The organism is Streptomyces sp. MB09-02B (genome assembly GCF_033794485.1).
Taxonomy (GTDB): domain Bacteria; phylum Actinomycetota; class Actinomycetes; order Streptomycetales; family Streptomycetaceae; genus Streptomyces.
Map to the genome: position 1 here is coordinate 1 of NZ_JARGEE010000035.1, position 17249 is coordinate 17249.

Consider the following 17249-nt stretch of genomic DNA (forward strand, 5'->3'; position numbering starts at 1 on the left):
CCCTTAGGCGCCCCCGCCCGCGCGTGGCCCACCCGCGTTCGTTACCTTTAGCGCGTGGACAAGAAGAACGCCCTGCGCGCCGGCGCCCTGGCTGCCGGTACGACGCTGATGATGCTGCTCATGTCGTCCCCCGCCCTCGCGCTGACGCCCGACGACGGCGACGACCCGGGCCCGGGCCTCAGCGTGATCGACACGCTCGGCCTCTTCGTCGTCGCGCCGCTCGCCCTGTTCGCGGTGATCACCGGCCTCGTCATGGTCCTGGACGGGTCCACGGACCGTCAGCCGAAGGCCAAGGCGAAGGCGAAGGCCTGACCGCCTCCGCCCACCTTCCTCAACACGTTCGCCGAGGGCACCCTCCGCACACCAGTGCGCCGAGGGTGCCCTCGTCGCGTGCGGGCCTCCCTAGGTCCACGCCGGGTCCACGCCGGGTCCACGCCGGGTCCACGCCCGGTCTACGCCCCGTGCGCCGTCAGATACCGCTGCACCGTCGGCCCCATCCACTCCACGATCTCCTCGCGGCTCAGCGCCACGGTCGGCGGGAACCGCAGGACGTAACGCGTCAGAGCCAGCCCCAGCACCTGTGAGGCACAGAGCGCGGCGCGGGTCGCCGCCTGCTCGGGACGCGGGCACACCTGCCGGGCGAGCGGCAGCAGCTGGTCCCGGAAGACACCCTGCATCCGTTCGGCGCCCGCCTGGTTCGTGGTGCCGACCCGGAGCATCGCGGTGAGCATCTCGTTCTCCTCCCAGAGGTCGAGGAAATGGCTCACCAGCACCCGGCCCACATCCCGCGCGTCGATCACGCCCGGGTCCGGCAGCCGCAGGTCGACGTCGAGCGCCGCGGCGTACAGGCCCTCCTTCGAGCCGTAGTACCGCATGACCATCGACGGATCGATCCGCGCGTCCCTGGCGATCGCCCGGATGGTGGCCCGGTCGTACCCGTCGGCCGCGAACCGCTCCCGAGCCGCCTGGAGGATCGCGTGCCGGGTGGCGTCGGAGCGGCGAGGCGCCCGCCCGGCAGGTTCGGCAGGTTCGGCAGCTCCTGGTCCGGGAGGTCCTGCAGGTCCGGGAGGTCCTGCTGGTTCGGGAGGCGCGGGAGGCGCGGGTTCCGTATCCGTCATGCCAACAAACGTAGGCCAACACCTGTTGACAGTCCAGAGCTGCGTTCCTTACGTTGTCAACAAGCGTTGGCCAACAACCGTTGACCAGCATGCGTCGGCAGGAGGCCGCCATGAACGGCAAGCACGACGACAACACCCCGCGCGACGTCATCGTGGTGGGCGCCGGGCCCACCGGACTGCTGCTCGCCGGTGACCTCGCCGCCGCCGGCGTCCCCGTCACCCTCGTCGAGAAGCGCGAGCACCGGATCAGCAACCTCTCCAGGGCCTTCGTCGCGCACGCCCGCACCCTGGAGCAGCTCGACGCCCGGGGCGTCGCCGACGCGCTGGAGGCCAAGGGGCGGCCCCTGCACCGCATCGCCCTCTTCGGGCACCTCTCCGTCCGTCTCGACACGCTCCCCTCCCGTTTCAACCACCTCCTGGTGATCCCGCAGTACGAGGTCGAGAAGGTCCTGGAGCGGCGGGCGGTGGAGGCCGGGGTGCGGTTCCGGTACGAGACGGAGGTGACGGCGGTCGAGCAGACCGAGGGCCCGGGTGCCGACGGGAACGGGCACGGTGCCGGGGGCGCGCACGCCGTCGCCGTCGCCGTCGACGTGCGGACGGCGGACGGTGGCACGGACCGGCTGACCGCCGCGTACGTCGTCGGGACGGACGGGCACCGCAGCGCGGTCCGCGAGGCGGTCGGGCTGCCGTTCCCGGGGAGGTCCGTCATCCGTTCCGTGGTCCTCGCGGACGTACGGCTCGACGAGCAGCCGGAGGAGGTGCTGACCGCGAACGCCGTCGGCGACGCGTTCGCCTTCATCGCGCCCTTCGGCGACGGATACCACCGGATCATCGGCTGGCACCGGGAACGCGACGTCCCCGACGGCGAGCCGCTCGACCTTGACGAGGTCAGGGAGATCACCCGGCTCGCGCTCGGCCGCGACTACGGCATGCGGGACGCCCGCTGGATGTCCCGGTTCCACTGCGACGAGCGCCAGGCCCCCGCGTACCATGTCGGCCGGGTCTTCCTCGCCGGTGACGCCGCCCATGTCCATACCCCGGCCGGTGGCCAGGGCATGAACACCGGCCTCCAGGACGCCGCGAACCTCGGCTGGAAGCTCGCCGCCGTCCTGGGCGGCCACGCGGACCCCGCCCTTCTCGACAGCTACGAGGCCGAACGTCACCCCGTCGGCAGGGCCGTGCTCCGCAGCAGCGGAGGCATCGTCCGTCTCGCCATGGCCAAGTCCCCCTGGATGCTGGCGCTCCGCACCGCCCTGACCACCGTCGTCACCCACGTGCCCCCGGCCCGCACCCGCGTGATCGGGCAGATCACCGGCATCGGCTACCGGTACCCTGCCCCGCGTGGCGCCCACCGACTGGTGGGCACCCGCGTACCGGACGTCGCTCTCTCCACCGGCCGCCTCTACGCATCCCTGCGCGGCGGCCGCTTCGTCCTCATCGGGCCGCGCGGCGCGGACCGGCCCGCCGTCCTCGACGCCCGCGAGGACCGCCTCGCCGTGGCGGCCTGGACGAGCGACCGCCGTACCACCGTCCTGGTCCGCCCCGACGGTTACGTGGCCTGGGCGGCGGAGGGCGCGGACGGCGCGGCGGTCGAGGCGGCGCTGGGGGAGTGGCTGGGCACGGCCGCCCAGCGGCTGCCCAGCGGGTGACGGGCGGCGCTCACGACCCCGTCCCCACCACCAACAGCCTCAACAGGTCGGCCAGTTGGCCGGCCTGTTCGTCGTTCAGGTGGGCCAGGGCCTCGGCCTGGACGGCGAGGCCCGCTCCGACGGCTTCGTCGATCAGGCGCAGGCCCTCCTCGGTGAGGGTGACCTGGAGGGCGCGGCGGTCGTGCGGGTCGGGGGAGCGGCGCAGGAGGTCCGCGCGTTCGAGCTTGTCGAGGCGGCCGGTCATGCCGCCGGTGGTGAGCATGAGCGTGGCGGAGAGCTGGCGCGGCGAGAGCGTGAACGGTTCGCCGGACCGCCGCAGGGTCGCGAGCACGTCGAACTCGCCGCGCGAGATCCCGAACCGCGCGTACTCCCTCTCCATCCGGTCGCCGAGGGTCCGCGAGAGCCGGTAGACGCGGCCGAAGACCTCCATCGCGGTGGTATCGAGGTCGGGCCGCGCGGCCGCCCACTGGTCGACGATCGCGTCGACGGGGTCGCGGAGCGGCTGGTCGGGCTCGGAACGCGGGTTCATGAGGTGAGTATCGGACGCCGATGGGTCGGCCGCAAGAAAGTGGCTTGACGGAAAGTTGCTTAGCGCTAAGCTAGTGACAAGCAAGCTAAGTAGTCGATTCAGCCGAGCCAGTCGAGTGATGCCCTGAACGATCCCGATGAACGATCCCGACCAGCAGCGCGCATCACTCCGTCCGATGCGCGCATCACTCCACCCGAAGCCATCGAGCAGGCCCCTCCCGCCGCGAAGGACGCGTCCCATGACCGCGCACACCGCGCACGCCACACCCACCGCGAGCCGTTTCTCCCTCATCGCCCTCACCGCGCTCGCCCCCATCTCCTGGGGCACCACCTACGCCGTGACGACGGAGTTCCTGCCGGCCGACCGCCCCCTGTTCACCGGCCTGGTGCGGGCGCTCCCGGCGGGCCTGCTGCTCCTGGCGATCTCGCGCACCCTGCCGCGCGGGATCTGGTGGGGGAAGGCCGCCGTGCTGGGCGCGCTCAACATCGGCGCCTTCTTCCCGCTGCTCTTCCTCTCCGCGTACCGGCTGCCGGGTGGAATGGCGGCGGTCGTCGGCTCGGTCGGCCCGCTGTTCGTCGCGGGCCTGGCGACCGTGCTGCTGGGGGAACGCCCGACCGTACGCACCCTGCTGACCGGGATCGCGGCCGCCCTCGGCGTCAGCCTGGTCGTCCTGAAGGCGGCGGGCGCTTTGGACCCGGTCGGCCTGGTCGCCGCGCTCGCCTCCACCGCCTCCATGTCCACCGGCACGGTCCTCACCAAGCGCTGGGGCCGCCCGGCCGGCGTAGGCCCCCTCGCCCTCACCGGCTGGCAGCTGACCGCGGGCGGCCTGCTGATCGCCCCGCTCGCCCTGCTCGTCGAGGGCGCGCCCCCGGCCCTGGACGGCCGTGCGATCGGCGGTTACCTCTACCTCGCCCTCGCCAACACCGCCGTCTCCTACTGGCTCTGGTTCCGGGGCATCGGCCGGCTCTCCGCCACCCAGGTCACCTTCCTCGGACCTCTCTCCCCCCTGACGGCGGCCGTGGTCGGCTGGGCGGCGCTCGGCCAGGCCCTCACACCCGTCCAGCTCCTGGGCATGGCCATCGCCTTCGGCGCCACCGTCCTGGGCCAGCTCCGGCCCCGCCCCACCGGCCGCCTGACGTCCCCGGCTACGACGGCGTCCCCGGCTACGACGGCGTCCCCGACTCCGACGGCGTCCCCGGCTCCAGTGCCATCCCCGACTCCGGGAGCGCCGCTCGTCGAACGCGCCCTGAGGGCCCAGGACCCGGTCCGGCACTGATAGCGGACGTGCGGCGGCCGTACCCGTCGGGACAGCACGTCCGAAGGCCCCGGCGAAGGCCCCGGCGAAGGCCCCTGCGAAGGCACTGACGAAGACGGCGGGGGCGCCCGGTGAAGTCACCGGGCGCCCCCGCCGTCGTGGCAGAGCCCCTCGTCACTCCGAGGGCGCCGCCGCGTCCGCGGCCTGTGCCCTCAGGGCGCGCTCGACGCCCGAGCGGGCCTCCGCGACCAGGCGGCGCAGGGCCGCGTTGGGCTCGGCGGTGGCGAGCCAGGTGTCCGTCTTGTGCAGGGTGTCGGCCGAGACCTGGACGGTCGGGTAGAGGCCGACCGCGACCTGCTGGGCGATCTCGTGGGAGCGGGAGTCCCAGATGGACTTGACGACCTCGAAGTACTTGTCGGTGTACGGGGCGAGGAGGTCACGCTGGTCGGTCTGGACGAAGCCGCCGATGACCGCTTCCTGGACCGCGTTGGGGAGCTTGTCCGACTCGACGACCTGCGACCAGGCCTCGGCCTTGGCCTCGGGCGTCGGCCGGGAGGCACGGGCGGTCGCCGCGTGACGCTCACCGGCGGCCGTCCTGTCGCGCTCGTACTCGCCGGCGATCTCCACCTCGTCGTAGCGGCCCACCGCCGCGAGCCGCTGCACGAAGGACCAGCGCAGCTCGGTGTCGACGGCCAGGCCCTCGATCGTCTGCGTCCCCTCCAGCAGGGCCTCCAGCAGGTCCAGCTGCTCCGGCTCGCGGGCGGTCGCCGCGAACGCGCGCGCCCAGGCGAGCTGGTGGTCGGAGGCCGGGGCAGCGGTCCGCAGGTAGGCCAGCGTGGCGTCCGTCCAGCGGGTCAGCAGCGCCTCGCGGGCCGTCGGGTCGGCGTACAGCTCGATCGCCAGCTTCACCTGGCGGTGCAGCGACTGCACGACACCGATGTCGGACTCCTTGCCGATGCCGGAGAGCACCAGGGACAGGTAGTCGCGGGTCGCCAGCTCGGCGTCGCGAGTCATGTCCCAGGCGGAGGCCCAGCACAGCGCGCGCGGCAGGGAGGACTCGAAGTCCCCGAGGTGCTCGGTGACGAAGGCCAGCGACTGCTCGTCCAGGCGGACCTTGGCGTACGACAGGTCGTCGTCGTTGAGGAGGGCCACGGCCGGGCGGCGCCTGCCCACCAGCTGCGGTACGGCGGTCAGTTCGCCGTCGACGTCCAGCTCGATCCGGTCGTCCCGGACCAGCTTGCCGCTCGCGTCGTCCAGTTCGTACAGGCCGACCGCGATGCGGTGCGGGCGCAGCGTCGGCTCGCCCTTGGCGCCCGTGGGCAGCGCCGGGGCCTCCTGACGGATCGCGAAGGAGGTGATGACGCCGTGCTCGTCCGTCTCGATCTCGGGACGCAGGACGTTGATGCCGGCCGTCTCCAGCCACGCCTTCGACCAGGCCTTCAGATCGCGGCCGGAGGTCTCCTCCAGGGCGCCCAGCAGATCGGACAGGCGCGTATTGCCGAACGCGTGCGCCTTGAAGTAGGCCTGCACGCCCCGGAAGAACTCGTCCTGGCCGACGTACGCGACGAGCTGCTTCAGTACGGAAGCGCCCTTCGCGTACGTGATGCCGTCGAAGTTGACGAGCACGTCGTCCAGGTCGTTGATCTCCGCCATGATCGGGTGCGTCGACGGGAGCTGGTCCTGCCGGTACGCCCAGGTCTTCATGGAGTTGGCGAACGTGGTCCAGGAGTGCGGCCAGCGCGAGCCGGGGGCGTCCGCCTGGCAGGCGATCGACGTGTAGGTGGCGAACGACTCGTTCAGCCACAGGTCGTTCCACCACTCCATCGTCACCAGGTCGCCGAACCACATGTGGGCCAGCTCGTGGAGGATGGTCTCGGCGCGGACCTCGTACGCGGCGTCCGTCACCTTCGAGCGGAAGACGTACTGGTCGCGGATGGTCACCGCGCCCGCGTTCTCCATCGCGCCCGCGTTGAACTCCGGTACGAACAGCTGGTCGTACTTCTCGAACGGGTAGGCGTAGTCGAACTTCTCCTGGAACCAGTCGAAGCCCTGCCGGGTGACCTCGAAGATCGCGTCGGAGTCCAGGTACTGGGCGAGCGACGGGCGGCAGTAGATGCCGAGCGGCACGCTCTGCCCGTCCTTCTCGTACACGCTGTGCACCGAGTGGTACGGGCCGACGATGAGCGCCGTGATGTACGTCGACATCCGGGGCGTCGGCTCGAACACCCAGACGTCGTCCTTGGGCTCCGGCGTCGGCGAGTTGGAGATCACGGTCCAGCCGGTCGGGGCCTTCACAGTGAACTGGAAGGTCGCCTTCAGGTCCGGCTGCTCGAACGACGCGAAGACCCGGCGCGCGTCCGGGACCTCGAACTGGGTGTACAGGTAGGCCTGTTCGTCGACCGGGTCGACGAACAGGTGCAGACCCTCGCCCGTGTTGGTGTAGGCGCAGTCGGCCACGACCCGCAGGATGTTGCGGCCCTGGAGCAGGCCGGGGAGTGCGATCCGGGAGTCCGAAAAGACCTCCGCCGGGTCCAGCGCGTCGCCGTTGAGGGTCACCTCGTGGACGGTCGGGGCCACCAGGTCGATGAAGGACGTCGCACCGTTCTCCGCGACGTCGAAGCGCACCGTGGTGACGGACCGGTAGGTACCGCCCTCCTGCGCGCCGGAGAGGTCGAGATCGATCTCGTACGAGTCGACGCTGAGCAGCGCCGCCCGCTGCTGAGCCTCGTCGCGGGTCAGGTTTGTGCCAGGCACGCGGTCATCTCCTCGGTATGTGGGTTGCGCCATCCTTCCATGGGGTGGGGGTGTGCGGGTGGGTAGCATTGCAAGCTCCTTCTGGTAGCATCCTCAGTATGAAGATCAGTGTGAGCCTGCCGCAGGAGGACGTAGCCTTCGTCGATGAGTACGCCGCTCGAAAGGCCGCTGATTCAAGATCCGCCGTGATACACGCCGCGATTCAGATGCTGCGCGAGTCCGCTCTGGAGGAGGAGTACCTCGCGGCATGGGACGAGTGGTACGCGAGCGAGGACGCGGAACTTTGGGACCGCACGGCAGGGGACGGCCTTTCTGATGAATCGCGGTGACATCTACCTGGTCGACCTGGAGCCGGCCGTCGGCAGCGAGACGAACAAGAAGCGCCCGGCGGTTCTCGTGACCAACAACGCCGCCAACCGCATGGCTGATCGAGCGGGGCGCGGCGTCCTGGCCGTGGTACCGGTGACCTCCAACGTCTCCCGTGTGTGGCCGTTCCAGGTCCTCCTGCACGCGACGGATTGCGGCCTGCGGACGGACTCCAAGGCGCAGTGCGAGCAGGTTCGGGCGCTTGACCTCTCGCGGTTCGGCCAGCGGATCGGCGTCGTGCCGCCGCACGTGCTCAAGGAGATCGACCGGGCTCTGCGGCAGCAACTGGCCCTCTGAGCAAGCGAAAAAAGGGGCGCCCGCCGGCATCTGGTGGGCGCCCTTCTTCCGTGTACTGCCTGCCTACTCGTTCAGCTCCGCCGCCACCAGCTCCGCGATCTGGACCGCGTTCAGCGCGGCGCCCTTGCGGAGGTTGTCGTTGGAGACGAACAGGGCGAGGCCGTTCTCCACGGTCTCGTCGGCGCGGATGCGGCCGACGAAGGAGGGGTCCTGGCCGGCGGCCTGGAGGGGGGTCGGGATGTCGGAGAGGGCGACGCCGGGGGCCCCGCCCAGCAGCTCCGTCGCGCGCTCCACGCTGATCGGGCGGGCGAAGCGGGCGTTGACCTGGAGGGAGTGGCCGGAGAAGACCGGGACGCGCACGCAGGTGCCGGAGACCTTCAGGCCGGGGATCTCCAGGATCTTGCGGGACTCGTGGCGGAGCTTCTGTTCCTCGTCCGTCTCGTGCAGACCGTCGTCGACGATCGAACCGGCGAGCGGGATCACGTTGAACGCGATGGGCCGCTTGTAGACGCCCGGCTCGGGGAAGTCGACCGCCGAGCCGTCGTGCGTCAGCTTCTCCGCGTCGGCCGCGACCTTCTGGACCTGGCCGTGCAGCTCCGCGACGCCCGCGAGACCGGAACCGGAGACCGCCTGGTAGGTGGCGACGACCAGCGCTTCGAGGCCCGCCTCCTCGTGCAGCGGACGCAGGACCGGCATCGCGGCCATCGTCGTGCAGTTCGGGTTGGCGATGATGCCCTTGGGGCGGTCGGCGATCGCGTGCGGGTTCACCTCGGAGACCACGAGGGGCACCTCGGGGTCCCGGCGCCACGCGGAGGAGTTGTCGATCACGACCGCGCCCTGCGACGCCACCTTCTCGGCCAGCGCCTTCGAGGTCGCGCCGCCCGCCGAGAACAGGACGATGTCGAGGCCGGAGTAGTCGGCGGTCGCCGCGTCCTCGACCGTCACGCCGTCGATGACCGAACCGGCCGAGCGGGCGGACGCGAACAGGCGCAGCTCGCGCGTCGGGAAGTCGCGGTCCTTGAGGATCTTGCGCATGACCGTGCCGACCTGACCGGTGGCTCCGACGATTCCGACCCTCACGGCGACTCCTTTGACGTGGCTTGTGTGTGTCTGCGGCATGGCCGAGGCCTTTCCATCATGCGGTCAGCCCGGGTCCGCCTGTCCAATCCTTTGACCGGAACGCTCAAGGGACGGGACGGCTCCGCCCCCGGCACGGGAGCCGCTTCTTTGGTCGGCACCCCTGCTGAGCTGGAGAAATTCGCCCTACGGCGGCTCCGTGCCGCAAGCTGTGCTGCCTCGACCCTGCCCGCGTCGGCCGGAGGCACGCGAAGGTGTGACGTACGCCTCTGCGCCGAACCGTGAAAGTGGTGCCGGACCCGCCGAACGTTTCGGCCCGCGGCGGCGTCGTAGGGGAAACGCGGGAGGGGAGGGGTGGCTGTGCTGCGCAGAAAGGCGCGCCACGTCGAGGGGGTCCAGGAACCGGACGACCCACTGGACGCGGCCCAGGAGCGGCGGGTGCGGGCCGTGCTCGCGCTCGGCGGTGTGCCGCAGTCGGACCTGCTGGACGGGGTACAGCAGGTACGGCTGCGGCTGCTGGAGCGGGCCGCGAGCGGCCGGGAGGCGCCGCGGGACGTGTCCGCGTGGGCGGCGGTGGTCGCCTCCAACCTGGCGATGGACTGGCACCGCGCCAAGCGCCGCCAGGAGCGCCTCGGCGAGCGGCTGGCCTCGCTGCGCCAGCACGAGCTGCCCTCCGGGGAGGACTCCAGCGTGCTCTCGCTCGCCGTGGCGCGAGGCCTGGACGAGCTGCCCGACGCCCTGCGCCAGGTCCTCGTCCTGCGCTTCTACGCCGACCTGCCCGTACGCGGGATCGCCGACGAGCTCGGCATCCCCGAGGGCACGGTCAAGAGCAGGCTCCACTCGGCGGTCCGCGCCCTGCGCACCCGCCTGCACGAGGACGAGGTGGTGTGACATGACCGCCCGAGACGACAGCCGGCGCGACACCGAGCCCGAGGCGCTCCCCGCACACGACGGCCCCGCATACGACAGCCCCGCATACGACAGCTCCGCCCACGCCGGCACCGCGCCCGGCGGCACCGCGCACGACGAGCCCACGTACCACGGCCCCGCCTACGCCGGTATGGACGCCCTGATGGCGGCCCTTCTCGACGAACCGTTGCCCGAGGACGCCCTCCGGGACACCGAGTACATGGCGTCCCACGAGGCGGCCGTCGCCGACCTCGCGCTGCTGCGGGAGCAGCTGGGGCTGATCGGCGACGCGCTGGGGGCGCCGGGCGAGGAGGCCGTGACCGGGGCCGCGCCGGGGCGAGCCGGGGCCGCGCGGCCGGGGGACACGGCCGGGGCCGAGACGGACCCCGGGCCGGTGTCCGGGCCCGCGTCGGCCCCCTCCGCGTCGGTGACCCCCCTGCCGTCGCGGCCGTCCCGCGCCCGGCGCGCCCTGCGGATCACTGTCGGCACCCTCGCCGCCTCGGCCGCCGCCTCCGTCGTCCTCGTCATCGGCTGGGGGGTCCTCCAGCCCGGCAGCGGGGTGAACAACTCGAAGTCGTCCGGCGAGGGTGTCTCCGAACAGGCGGACGGGGACGCCGGGAGCCGGGAGGGGTCCGCCTCGCTCAGCCGGGAAGGGTACGTCGCCTGCTCCCGCACGATCGTGGAGGGCACCGTCACCGAGGTCGAGGCCGTGCCGGGGGTCGAGCAGGACCGGATCACGGTGGAGGTGGACCGCTGGATCAAACCCGGCAAGGGGGAGGACCGGATCGTCTTCCCCATGGGCCACGACGTCGCCCCCCGACTGGCGAAGGGCGACCACGTCCTCCTCGGCTTCCCCCTGGACAGCGCGCAGCCGGACATCTGGACCACGGAGGAGGCGGAGATCGCCCGGGAACGGGCCTGGATGGAGGCGGCGCTGCGGGAGTCGAAGGAGATCACGTGCGACTGAGCCGCTGAGCCGGCCGATCGCTGAGCCGAAGGAAACCGAAGCGACAAGGCGAAGGGGCGGGTGTCCATCCGGACACCCGCCCCTCCCTTGCCTCAGTACCGCTCACGCACTACCGGCGCACTACGGCGTGACCTTCTCGATCCGCACGCTGCCGGTGCCCGCGGCGGTGCCGCGCGCGTTCACCAGCTGCACCTGGCCGAAGAACTCCCGGCCGGCCGGGGCCTCGGCGGCCGCGACGACGTCACCGGAGACGGTGGTCGACGCGCCCGTGCCGAGCTTGACGGCGGTGTCCGCGACCTTCACCTCGCCGAGGGCGGAGGAGAAGAAGACGTCGCGGTAGTCGTAGGCGGTCGACCCGGAGGGCACCGCGTAGCCGGCGACCTCGATGGTGTACGTACCGGCGGCCGGCTTCGGGATGGAGACGGCCTCCTCGGAGTCGCCGTCCGCGGAGCTGGCGATCTGGGTGCCCGCGGCGTCGTAGACGTACAGGTCGAGATCCGCGCCCGTGTCAGCGGTGCTGCCGATGGCGACGTCCAGGGACTCGGCGCCCGCGGGCACCTCGACCGTGGAGGTCTGGGTCTCACCGGTCGCGATGGTCGGCCGGCCGGACTTCGCCGAGCCCAGCGGGCCGCCCGTCAGCTTGCCGTCGACGGGGGCGAGGCCGTTGGTCACCTTCCAGGAGGCGGCGGTCGGGGTGCCGACCTTGGCCTCGGGGACGGTGACGACCTCCGGGTCGAAGCTCGCGCCGTAGACCGCGAAGTTCAGCTTGAAGGTGTTGTCGAGCATCGGAGAGGTCCGGCGCGACTCGACCTCGATCTCCCAGACACCGGGCTGCGGGTTGGCGTACGAGCGCACGTCCGGCTTGCAGCCCCCGCCGTCCTGGAAGTTGCTGTAGCAGGTCAGGGAGCTGGTGCTCTCGACCGCGACGCCGTACGGGTGGTTGGCGATGAACCGGGTCTGGCTCTTGTCCTTCAGCCCGCTGATCGCGACCTCGAGGCTCTTGGCACCCTCGGGGACGGTGATGAAGTACGACTTGAAGGCGTTGCGCTGGACGACGCCCGACGCCGAGTGGGTGTACTTCAGCGGCGCGGAGACGACCACCGTGCTGAGGACCTGGCGGTCGATGCCGACCGTCTTCGGGTCGTCGACCTCCAGGATCGCGCTGCTGATGCCGGAGTTCTCCGGCTTGGCGGCGATCTTCACGGTGACCGGCTTGTTCAGCGGCAGGGAGACCACGTCGTCGCCGACGATCCGGAACGTGTCGTCCCGGTTGTTCTCCAGGTGCAGCTCGTGGCGGATCGCCTTGTCGGCGCCGGACGTACGGGTGATGGTCACCTCGTACGTCTTCTTCTGCCCGACCTTCAGGCCGCCCTCACGGTCGTAGATGCCGGTGCCGAAGCCCGGCGTCTTCAGCGCGAAGTCGATCGCGGTGTCGACCGGGGCCTTGACGCTGTACTCGTGCGCGGAGGCGCCCGCCTTGATCGACTTCCACGCGTCGACGATGTTCATCATGCCCGCGCCCTCGGCGTACGCCTGGACACCGCTGATGTGGTCGGCGGTCGAGGTCAGCGCGGTGCGCAGCTTCGCGGGCGTCAGGTCGATGCCCTTCTGCTTCGCGGCGCTGAGCAGCAGCGCGGAGGAGCCGGCCGCCTGCGGGGAGGACATCGAGGTGCCGTTGAGCATCTGGTAGCCGGCCGGGAGCGTGTAGCCCGCCTCGGGGGCGATGACGCCCGGCAGCCAGGTCTGCGCGGTGTTCACCGCGGCACCGGGCGCCACCAGGGTCGGCGTGAAGCCGCCGTCCTCACGCGGGCCGCGCGAGGAGAAGTTGAACAGCTGGTAGTCCTTGGCGACCTGCGAGCCGTAGTTGGAGGCCCACGTCTCCTTGGAGATGCCCGCGCCGACCGAGATGACCTTGTCGGCCAGGCCGGGGTCGCCGATCGTGTTGGCACCGGGGCCCGAGTTGCCGGCCGAGATGACCAGCTGGACGCCGTAGGTGTCGATGAGGCGCGTGTAGAGCTCGGCGCGCGCGTTGTTGCCGTCGTTCAGCGCCGGGAGGCCGCCGATGGACATGTTGACGATGTCCACGCCGCGGTTGGCGACGAGGTCGATCATGCCCTCGGTGAGCGCCACGTTGGTGCAGCCGGGGCCGAACTCGCAGGCGCGGGACGAGACGATCTTCGCGCCGGGGGCGGCGCCGTTCATCTTGCCGCCGAACAGGCCCTTCGCGGCGGTGATGCCGGCGACGTGGGTGCCGTGCTCGCTGGAGATGAGACCGATGTTGACGAAGTCGGCCTTCTTGCCGACCCAGTCGCCCCCGAAGGGGTCCATCGGGACGTCCTTGCGGTACTCGACGACGAACGGCTGGCGCTCGGCGACCTCGGTCGCCGGGTCGTCGGTGCCGAAGTAGCCGATCTGGTACCCGTCCTTGTACGGCTTCATCGGCTTGTCGTCGGTGAAGTCGAAGTTCTGGTTGACGTCGACGGTGACCGTGCCGGCCGCCGCGTCGTAGAGCACGCCCCACGCGTCGGTGGTGTCGCCGTCGCGGTTCACGTCGCCCGCCGCGTCACCGGCCGCCGTGATCGACTCACGGAAGGTGTTGACGGAGTACGAGCCCGCGGGCGCGTTCCAGGTCCGGCCGCCGAAGGTGAACGTCGGGCCGGAGACCGCGTTCGTCATCGGACGCCAGCTGCCGTCGCCGTCGATGATCGGGTCGGTGGACGTCACCCAGTCGACGATCTTGCGCTCGCCGGTGGAGGTCTTCTGCAGCGCGGGGTGCGCGAGGTCGACACCGGAGTCCAGGACGCCGATGGTGATGCCCCGGCCGTCCGCCTTCGGGTTCTGCTTCACGAAGTCGACGGCGCCCGTCTCGAAGGACGGGTTGTACGGGTTCTCGGCGGGGGTCTTCTTGCTCGGACCCGGGTACGTCTTGGCCGCCGTGGCCTGCGACTTCGCATCCTTGTCCGAGACCGGCGAGGGGTCGTCGAGGATGATCTCCTGGCGCAGGTCGATGCCCTGGACGGAGGAGAGCTTCGCGGCGGCCGCGATGGCCGAGTCGGCGCTCTTGGTCGGGACCGTGGCGCGGACGTATCCGAGCTTGTCGTGGGTACGGCCCACGGAGCCGCCCTTGACCGCGTCCAGCTGCTCGGAGACCTGCTCGGTCTTGCCGGGCGTGGTGGCGATCATCATCGTGACGTTCTTGTCGCCGTCGGCCTTGGCCTCGGCGAGCAGATCGGCGTCGGTCGAACCGAGCTTGTCGTGCGCGGACTTGACGCCACCGTCCGACGGGACGGTGGCGGACGGGTCGTCCGCCGAGAAGGCCAGGGGTATCGGCCCGGCCGCGGAGAGCGCGGCGACCAGTCCCGCGGCCACGGCTATGCGGGCCACGCGTCTCGCACCCGGGCCAGAGCCGGGGTGGGGGGTGAGGGTCATCAGCATCCCTGTAGGTAAGGAATTCAGGTGAGAACGAACATTGATGATCCGAGCGGCGGGTTCGGATCGGTCCGGTCCGTTATGCGGTGCCGGATGATCGCTCAGCCTTACCGAAGGGACATATGTTTGGGGAGTGTTGACCGAGGCGGGATTGTGTCATGGCGTAAACCCGCCACCGGTCATGGGGGTGATGACCGCGCATGAGCGGACATTTTGGCTAACGTCTGTGCATGCGTGAGGAGTTGAGGGTGGCGGCCTATGCCGTCTGTGTACGCGACGGACACCTGCTGCTGGCCCGCTGGGTCTCCCGGGACGGCGGCGAGAAGAAGTGGACCCTGCCCGGCGGCGGCATGGACCACGGCGAGGACCCGTACGCCACGGTCGTCCGCGAGGCCGCCGAGGAGACCGGCTACACCGTCGAGCCCACCGTCCTTCTCGGCATCGACACCGGCCGGCGCACCTACCCCCGCCGCCTCGGCGCCCGCGCCGACCACCAGGCACTCCGCATCGTCTACGAGGCGCGCGTCACCGGCGGCGACCTCCGCCACGAGACGAACGGCTCCACGGACATGGCCGCCTGGCACCCCCTGGACGAGATCCCGGGCCTCGAAAGGGTGGGCCTCGTGGACCTGGGCCTGCGCCTGTGGCGGGAACGCCCGGAGAACGGCCACCTGGAACCACCGGTGACTCCCTAGGGGCGCGGGGCAGTGGTGAATATGCGGCTACCGCCGCGGGGCGCGACAAGCCACGACGCACGCGCGGACCGGCCATCACCGAAGCCCCACAGCGCATACGTGCCGTACCCCACCAGATGAACAGTGAGTGACCCCCTCCCGTCCCTCCCCCTCACATTCGGAAACCCCCAGTGGACGCGCACCGTCCCCGAAGATCCACGTACGGTGATCGGCGCCACCCGTTGCGACGTCGTTAACGTCCAGGCCACCCCAGCTGCCAAGCATCAAGTACGAGCGGGAATCACCGTCGGCCGCACCCAGGCCGGAGGCCCCCGCGACCACTTCCGACGCGTTCGCACTCGGGGAGACCGCGCCATGTCGCGCATACGCTCAGTCGCTGCCGCCGCCACCAACCCTGACCGCCGGGCCTTCCTCGCCGCCACCGGCGCGGTCGGCCTCGCCGCGGGCGTCGGCTTCGCCCTGCGGCCGGAGACCGACGCCCACGCCGCCTCCGCCGCCGCAGACCGCGCCGCGGCCACCGAGGTCCCCTTGGCCAACCTCTCCAACAGAGAGGCTCCGGCCGCACCCCTCGCGCCGTACACCAGGGGCACCACCCTCGCCTCGGTAGCGGCGCCCCGCACCTCCTCCGGATACCGCCGTCTCGGCTCGGGACCGGCCTGGGCGCGGGTCGTACGCGGCGACCTCGCCGCCCCCAAGTCCGGCCGTGAGAAGCGCCGTACGACCCTGGCGTCCTTCGTGCAGTTCACGGACCTGCACGTGGTCGACGTCCAGCACCCGCTGCGCTACGAGTACCTGCGCGCCCAGACCGCCAGCGCCTGGCGCCCGCAGGAGGCGCTGTCCGTGGCCGGCGCGGTCTCGCTCGTCGAGCGGGTGAACGCGCTGCGCGGTGCCCCGGTGACCGGCTCCCCGCTCCACTTCGTGATGACGACCGGGGACAACACCGACAACAACTCCAGGACGGAACTGGACTGGTTCCTGAAGGTGATGAGCGGCGGCCGGGTCACCCCCAACTCCGGTGACCCGCGCCGCTACGAGGGCGTCCAGAACAGCGGCCTCAAGCTGTACTGGCAGCCGGACGCGGCCCTCCGCGACGCCGACAAGCAGCTCGGGTTCCCCCGTCTGAACGGCTTCCTCGCCGCAGCGGTCCGCGAGGTCAACAGCCCCGGACTGAACGTCCCCTGGTACTCCACGGTCGGCAACCACGACTCCCTCCCGGGCGGCTGCTACGCCCCCGGCGACTCCTTCTTCGCGGACTTCGCGGTCGGCGGGAAGAAGCTGATGACGCTGGACGAGCAGGTCGGCAAGGCCCTCTGGGACAACGTCAAGAGCGGCGGCGACCCCCGGGGCGCCGACTGGAAGGCCGTACTCAAGTCCGAGGCGAAGAGAATGCGTTCGGTCACCCCCGACGAGAACCGCGCCCCCTTCACCCCGCAGGAGTACCTCAGGGCCCACCTGGACCCGGCCCACACCGGCCCCGGCCCCGTCGGTCACGGCTACTCCCAGGCCAACCTCGACGCCCGCACCCAGTACTACGCCTTCCGCATCGCCGACGACGTCATCGGCGTCAGCCTCGACTCCACCGACCCCGGCGGCCACTACGAGGGCTCGCTCGGTACAGCCCAACTCAAGTGGCTGGAGCGTACGTTGAAGGAGGCCGCCAAGGACGGTTCGTACGCCGTCGTCTTCAGCCACCACACCAGCACGTCGATGCGGAACCTGCGCAAGGACCCCGCCCGCCCCACCGAGGCCCGCCACGGCGGCGACGAGGTGCTGGCGCTGCTCGGCCGCCACCGCAACGTTCTGGCCTGGGTGAACGGCCACAGCCACCGCAACCGCATCACCCCGCACCCGGCATCGGGTGGCGGGTCCTTCTGGGAGATCTCCACGGCCTCCCACATCGACTTCCCCCAACTCGCCCGCGTCATCGAGCTGGTGGACAACAAGGACGGCACGCTCTCCGTCTTCACCACCCTGATCGAATCGGCCGCCCCGCACGCCACCGACTTCACCGACCTCTCGCAGACCGGCCTCGCCGCCCTCTACCGCGAGCTGTCCTACAACGCCCCCGGCCGCCGTGACACCCTCACGGGCAAGGCCGCCGACCGCAACACGGAGCTGGTACTCCGAAAGGGCTGAATACCGCTCAACTGGCGCGCACCTGCTCAACCTGACCGCCCGTCCCGGTGTCCCCCCTCGCGACCGAA

At 71.1% G+C, this 17249-nt stretch carries 14 protein-coding genes; 9 read left to right on the plus strand and 5 right to left on the minus strand.

The window, feature by feature from the left end; all coding sequences use genetic code 11:
- Window positions 1-54 precede the first annotated feature (54 nt).
- Window positions 55-312: a hypothetical protein gene (locus P1P70_RS07965; RefSeq protein ID WP_319235746.1), complete on the plus strand. Its 258-nt coding sequence runs from the start codon at window positions 55-57 to the stop codon at window positions 310-312.
- 140 nt (window positions 313-452) lie between these two features.
- Here P1P70_RS07965 and P1P70_RS07970 read toward each other — a convergent pair whose 3' ends face one another.
- Entirely contained in the window at window positions 453-1118 is a 666-nt protein-coding gene (locus P1P70_RS07970; protein WP_319235747.1) for a TetR family transcriptional regulator, read from the minus strand.
- A 110-nt stretch (window positions 1119-1228) separates the two neighbouring features.
- On the opposite strand from P1P70_RS07970, the gene P1P70_RS07975 reads away from it, so the two are divergent.
- Window positions 1229-2767: an FAD-dependent monooxygenase gene (locus P1P70_RS07975; protein WP_319235749.1), complete on the plus strand. Its 1539-nt coding sequence runs from the start codon at window positions 1229-1231 to the stop codon at window positions 2765-2767.
- A gap of 10 nt (window positions 2768-2777) precedes the next feature.
- Here P1P70_RS07975 and P1P70_RS07980 read toward each other — a convergent pair whose 3' ends face one another.
- Window positions 2778-3296 carry a MarR family winged helix-turn-helix transcriptional regulator gene (locus P1P70_RS07980; RefSeq protein WP_319235750.1) on the minus strand — a complete coding sequence of 173 codons (519 nt, stop codon included), beginning with the start codon at window positions 3294-3296 and terminating at the stop codon, window positions 2778-2780.
- Window positions 3297-3534: 238 nt separating this feature from the next.
- Here P1P70_RS07980 and P1P70_RS07985 point away from each other — a divergent pair, with 238 nt between their 5' ends.
- Window positions 3535-4572 carry an EamA family transporter gene (locus tag P1P70_RS07985; RefSeq protein ID WP_319235752.1) on the plus strand — a complete coding sequence of 346 codons (1038 nt, stop codon included), beginning with the start codon at window positions 3535-3537 and terminating at the stop codon, window positions 4570-4572.
- Between the two features lie 153 nt (window positions 4573-4725).
- Here the strand turns inward: P1P70_RS07985 and pepN are convergent, their stop codons facing one another.
- Complete coding sequence (gene pepN / locus P1P70_RS07990; RefSeq protein WP_319235753.1) at window positions 4726-7305, minus strand: aminopeptidase N; 2580 nt, start codon at window positions 7303-7305, stop codon at window positions 4726-4728.
- Window positions 7306-7403: 98 nt separating this feature from the next.
- Here pepN and P1P70_RS07995 point away from each other — a divergent pair, with 98 nt between their 5' ends.
- Together P1P70_RS07995 and P1P70_RS08000 are read left to right on the plus strand one after the other, a co-directional pair.
- Entirely contained in the window at window positions 7404-7634 is a 231-nt protein-coding gene (locus P1P70_RS07995; protein ID WP_319235755.1) for a ribbon-helix-helix protein, CopG family, read from the plus strand.
- Complete coding sequence (locus P1P70_RS08000; protein WP_319235757.1) at window positions 7621-7968, plus strand: type II toxin-antitoxin system PemK/MazF family toxin; 348 nt, start codon at window positions 7621-7623, stop codon at window positions 7966-7968. Before P1P70_RS07995 ends, P1P70_RS08000 begins: the two co-directional genes overlap by 14 nt.
- Window positions 7969-8031: 63 nt before the next feature.
- Here the strand turns inward: P1P70_RS08000 and P1P70_RS08005 are convergent, their stop codons facing one another.
- Window positions 8032-9048: an aspartate-semialdehyde dehydrogenase gene (locus P1P70_RS08005; RefSeq protein WP_319235758.1), complete on the minus strand. Its 1017-nt coding sequence runs from the start codon at window positions 9046-9048 to the stop codon at window positions 8032-8034.
- 357 nt (window positions 9049-9405) lie between these two features.
- On the opposite strand from P1P70_RS08005, the gene P1P70_RS08010 reads away from it, so the two are divergent.
- Together P1P70_RS08010 and P1P70_RS08015 are read left to right on the plus strand one after the other, a co-directional pair.
- Window positions 9406-9936 (plus strand): RNA polymerase sigma factor, encoded by a 531-nt coding sequence (locus tag P1P70_RS08010; protein ID WP_413471439.1) that lies wholly within the window; start codon window positions 9406-9408, stop codon window positions 9934-9936.
- Between the two features lies 1 nt (window position 9937).
- On the plus strand, window positions 9938-10921 hold the full coding sequence (locus tag P1P70_RS08015; protein WP_319235762.1) for a hypothetical protein: 984 nt from the start codon (window positions 9938-9940) through the stop codon (window positions 10919-10921).
- A 120-nt stretch (window positions 10922-11041) separates the two neighbouring features.
- On the opposite strand, the gene P1P70_RS08020 is transcribed toward P1P70_RS08015, so the two are convergent.
- Window positions 11042-14350 carry a S8 family serine peptidase gene (locus tag P1P70_RS08020; protein WP_413471440.1) on the minus strand — a complete coding sequence of 1103 codons (3309 nt, stop codon included), beginning with the start codon at window positions 14348-14350 and terminating at the stop codon, window positions 11042-11044.
- Window positions 14351-14580: 230 nt separating this feature from the next.
- On the opposite strand from P1P70_RS08020, the gene P1P70_RS08025 reads away from it, so the two are divergent.
- Both P1P70_RS08025 and P1P70_RS08030 read left to right on the plus strand, forming a co-directional pair.
- Complete coding sequence (locus tag P1P70_RS08025; protein WP_319235765.1) at window positions 14581-15045, plus strand: NUDIX hydrolase; 465 nt, start codon at window positions 14581-14583, stop codon at window positions 15043-15045.
- Window positions 15046-15399: 354 nt separating this feature from the next.
- A complete protein-coding gene (locus P1P70_RS08030) occupies window positions 15400-17181 on the plus strand; it encodes a TIGR03767 family metallophosphoesterase (protein ID WP_319235767.1) in 1782 nt (593 codons plus the stop codon).
- Window positions 17182-17249 lie beyond the last annotated feature (68 nt).

Excerpts from the sequence above, each read along its gene's own strand:
- P1P70_RS08025 (WP_319235765.1), top strand. The coding sequence starts at position 14,581 with ATGCGTGAGGAGTTGAGGGTGGCGGCCTATGCCGTCTGTGTACGCGAC.
- P1P70_RS08020 (WP_413471440.1), bottom strand. The coding sequence starts at position 14,350 with ATGACCCTCACCCCCCACCCCGGCTCTGGCCCGGGTGCGAGACGCGTG.
- P1P70_RS07975 (WP_319235749.1), top strand. The coding sequence starts at position 1,229 with ATGAACGGCAAGCACGACGACAACACCCCGCGCGACGTCATCGTGGTG.
- P1P70_RS08015 (WP_319235762.1), top strand. The coding sequence starts at position 9,938 with ATGACCGCCCGAGACGACAGCCGGCGCGACACCGAGCCCGAGGCGCTC.
- P1P70_RS08000 (WP_319235757.1), top strand. The coding sequence starts at position 7,621 with ATGAATCGCGGTGACATCTACCTGGTCGACCTGGAGCCGGCCGTCGGC.
- P1P70_RS08030 (WP_319235767.1), top strand. The coding sequence starts at position 15,400 with ATGTCGCGCATACGCTCAGTCGCTGCCGCCGCCACCAACCCTGACCGC.
- P1P70_RS07970 (WP_319235747.1), bottom strand. The coding sequence starts at position 1,118 with ATGACGGATACGGAACCCGCGCCTCCCGCGCCTCCCGAACCAGCAGGA.
- P1P70_RS07995 (WP_319235755.1), top strand. The coding sequence starts at position 7,404 with ATGAAGATCAGTGTGAGCCTGCCGCAGGAGGACGTAGCCTTCGTCGAT.
- P1P70_RS07980 (WP_319235750.1), bottom strand. The coding sequence starts at position 3,296 with ATGAACCCGCGTTCCGAGCCCGACCAGCCGCTCCGCGACCCCGTCGAC.
- P1P70_RS07985 (WP_319235752.1), top strand. The coding sequence starts at position 3,535 with ATGACCGCGCACACCGCGCACGCCACACCCACCGCGAGCCGTTTCTCC.